Genomic DNA, 3452 nt, shown 5'->3' on the forward strand with positions numbered 1-3452 from the left:
GTTAATTTCCTCAATTCGACTGATTTGGGGAAATTAATTTCTGAGGAAACCGAGCGATTGACAATGAGAGCCGGCCGATCGTATAGATTCATCAACGTTGCAAGCGTTTGTGTGAAAACACTTGCGGCGCCTTAAGAGCAAGAAGCCTGAACCAGGAGAGTGTCAGATAGGAGCAAACATTGGCTTTCCGATGAGTGACTTTGGCTGGCATCCCATTGCAAAGTCAGAATCAGGAAGTGGTCACATGGTCAAAAATGTACTTGCTAAAAGTCTCTTTGGATTGATGAAGCTATCAGATTATGCAAATAATGATTTATGCAAGTCGAAGTTGTTTCACTATTTTTTTGTGATCCCTGAAATTGTTTTTTGAAGACATGTTGAGTGAATAAGACTTTCAAGATAGACACCTGATAATCAACTGCAAAGCAAAATCTCTGTACAAAATGGAAAAAGAGGTTTATCGAAGAAATAGTCTTGGTCAAGGGAAACAGATATGTTCTGGAGGCGACCGTCTTGAACTCAAAAAAGGGAGTAATACTTGGTTTAGCTTTGATAATGTTTCTTGTGATATCGATAATTGGGATCTCGCTAATGACATTAGTAATGGGCAGGGCGAGACAGACAAACGATCTTGAGAAACGAACACAGGCTTACTTCTTCGCTAGATCCGGTGTTGAGATAGCCAGGGGCTTTGCCATGCAAAAGAGTGAGATCGATAATCAATACTTTGGAGACAAGGTCTTTGTAATATATGGAAATCTTCGGGATAATGACGATGACAACTCCGCCAATTTCAATATTGAAGACGTAACCAGTTTTTGGTCAGAAAGTGTTAGATCGAGTTTTGAAGCCAGTGCAGCATCCTTCGAGAGCTACGATGTCGTAACCGCTGTATGGAAAGAGAGTGAATATTTCAATTTTCTCTCATCCGGAAATGCCGGGGATATGACAAGAACGCTCGCATTTATGTGTTGTGAAGGTTCTGCAGGGACTCCGCTTTTCGATATGGCGATCTTCGCAGATGGGAATATAGAGATAGGAGCTTCCGCCAACTCAGAAATTATAGGTGATGTAGGCACGAATGCAACTGACACCTCTGCGATAAGTAGGCAGGGTAATGGTGGTAATGGTAAGGGAAAAAATAATAAGATTTCTGTATATGGAGATGTGTATTTTGGTCCGGGAACAGATCTTGATGGAGTAGAACCGAGTGACTACTATTTGGCTGAGGGAAACGTTGTAGGCACCCTTGATAGCACAAGAGACTACAAGAGTATAATCCCGGAGTTCCCTGATTTTCCAGAGTTGACAGAGAGGGATTCTCTTAGCGTTGATTCAGACGGATCAATCATAAATGATGACGGCTACTATGAAGAAATTAATGTAGGAAGCGGCAAAACCCTCACTATTGAAACGGGTGAAGCAGGAAACGTAAGGAAGATCTTGGTGAATCAGCTGAAACTGGAAGACAATTCATCAATTGAGTTATCTGGCAGCGGTAATCTGAATCTCTACGTTGTCAACAATGTGGATCTTCCAAATGGCAGCAAAAAAATGGCTTTCATTAACAATAATGGAAATGCTGAATCGATAGACAGAGTTGTGTTCTACTATACAGGAAACACTTTGGGCAATCTTGATTTCAAAGGAACTCTGTTTATACACAATGAGAACGGAGTCTCGTTAGGGGGAAACAGCGCTTTGAATGTAAGTGGGCTCATTATTTACGATGGGACAGGAGACGTTTCCATGAAAGGTACACCCGAAACTCATTCAATCGCCCTGTTTGCTCCGAATTCGAAAGTTATTATGACTGGAAATGCTGATTTTCATGGTGCGATTGTTTGTAATGAATACGATGGATCGGGAGGTCCAGATGTTATTTACAAGGACATTGAAGATGAATTCACAGAGGCTTCCCTGGAAATCATTTCCAACGATGGCGAGGAAGCCTTCGAGCTCTGGGGAGAGTGATGAAGTTGCTTATTGACAAATCCTCAGTGGGATCAACGAAAGCCAGTCGGAGAAGCGGATTCTCTTTTGTTGAAATCCTAATTGCATTGGCGATTCTTATAATCTCTGTTGTTTCATTGTTAAACTTTCTCACGATTGCTCTTCGTGTTGACCACACCTCAAGTGCAGTCACAGAGGATCTACTATATAAGTCAGGAAGCTTGGAAGCAAGAGCAAGTTCTCAAAGCAGGTCAGCTACTGTAACAGTTGGTGAAGTCGAGATTTCTGGAAATCTTTATGAGATCGAATACGGACGGGTCAAGAGGTTAATTGAGTTCGAGAGGTCTGAGTGATGAGTGAGAACACGGAAAGGCGAAGTGGTTTATCTCTGATAGAGATGGTTATGTCGATCGCGATTATTGCTGTTGTGCTTTTTATTTCTCTTACCGTGTACAACATTTGGTGGAAGTCATACAATCAGACTTCAGAAAAGTCTGTTATTGAAAGACAAATGACCTCGGCAATGGAGATCATCGTCAAAGAACTTAGGTTGGCTAAAGATGTGGCTCTTGATTACGACGAAAATGATGAAGAAATGACTGTTTTTCGTCTTCAGGACAAGAGAATTGAATATAGGAAGGACGACAAAGTTAACTATCTGACTGATCAGGTCGTTGATAACCTTACTTTCGATTTCAAAGACACGGACGAGACAGTACTCGAAGTTACGATCGAAAACACAAGCAAGAGTATTGTTCTTACATCAAGAGTGAAGCTCATGAACAAAGAACCGAGTTCGGGATCATCTATGGAGTCTGTTGTAAGCTTCAAGAAGTCCGAGAAGTTGTTTTCTGAATAATAGGAATAGCTTTAGTAGCTATTAATAGCCTGATTATTTGAGAACTGCAGATAAATAACTGATGTGAACTTAAGAAATTTGAATCTGAGGGATTTCGAAGAGATTGTATCATTCGGTAACTTTTGATTCCCATTATTTCTTAAGTCGTTCTGCCGTGACAGATTCTCCGAGAACGCTGACAATCCATAATTCGTTTCTTTGCTTGCGGTATTTATGTCCAGACCTGGTGAAATAAATTTGCATGAGAGAAGAAAGGCCCCGGCGTCACCGGGGCTTTTTGTTTCAGCAAGTTGTGGTGACTCTCTAGTTCAAATAAGCTTCGAAGCCGTTTTCCATCAAGTCCGAGTATGTCGGAACGTCGGTGTAGATGAGTTCCGTTCCCATGAACATGTTGTAGCCGTTAATCAGCGCTTCGACGGTCGCCAGGTGCAGACCGACCCGGTGCTTGAGAGGGTACTTCTCATCGTAGAGCACATCGGCGTTTTCACGCCACGTGTAATCGAAGCCGGGATTGGGAGATTCAACAAGGAATGAAATACTTTCCGTGGCATCTCCGATTTCCCTGTGGCTAAGGCCTTTAAATCGTATGTCGGATTCTTCGAGGTTCAAAGAGACCCCGTAGCTGAATTCAATCTCCATA

Annotated in this window: 4 protein-coding genes; 3 read left to right on the forward strand and 1 reads right to left on the reverse strand. The window is 42.1% G+C overall.

Features of this window, described 5'->3' with window-relative positions; genetic code table 11:
* Window positions 1–513 precede the first annotated feature (513 nt).
* Genes ENN47_02225 through ENN47_02235 form a run of 3 tightly spaced genes read left to right on the forward strand, consistent with a single transcriptional unit; the run spans window position 514 to window position 2812 of the window.
* On the forward strand, window positions 514–1974 hold the full coding sequence (locus ENN47_02225) for a hypothetical protein (GenBank protein ID HDP77005.1): 1461 nt from the start codon (window positions 514–516) through the stop codon (window positions 1972–1974).
* Entirely contained in the window at window positions 1974–2306 is a 333-nt protein-coding gene (locus ENN47_02230) for a hypothetical protein (GenBank protein HDP77006.1), read from the forward strand. Before ENN47_02225 ends, ENN47_02230 begins: the two co-directional genes overlap by 1 nt.
* Entirely contained in the window at window positions 2306–2812 is a 507-nt protein-coding gene (locus tag ENN47_02235) for a prepilin-type N-terminal cleavage/methylation domain-containing protein (GenBank protein HDP77007.1), read from the forward strand. The genes ENN47_02230 and ENN47_02235 overlap by 1 nt, the downstream gene beginning before the upstream one ends.
* Before the next feature lie 303 nt (window positions 2813–3115).
* On the opposite strand, the gene ENN47_02240 is transcribed toward ENN47_02235, so the two are convergent.
* The gene (locus ENN47_02240; GenBank protein HDP77008.1) at window positions 3116–3421 is read right to left on the reverse strand and encodes a hypothetical protein; all 306 of its coding nucleotides are present in this window, start codon (window positions 3419–3421) and stop codon (window positions 3116–3118) included.
* Window positions 3422–3452 lie beyond the last annotated feature (31 nt).

The organism is Mesotoga infera, from assembly GCA_011045915.1.
Lineage (GTDB): Bacteria > Thermotogota > Thermotogae > Petrotogales > Kosmotogaceae > Mesotoga > Mesotoga infera_D.

Coding starts and splice junctions, on each gene's coding strand:
- ENN47_02230 (HDP77006.1), top strand. CDS start 1,974: ATGAAGTTGCTTATTGACAAATCCTCAGTGGGATCAACGAAAGCCAGT.
- ENN47_02235 (HDP77007.1), top strand. CDS start 2,306: ATGAGTGAGAACACGGAAAGGCGAAGTGGTTTATCTCTGATAGAGATG.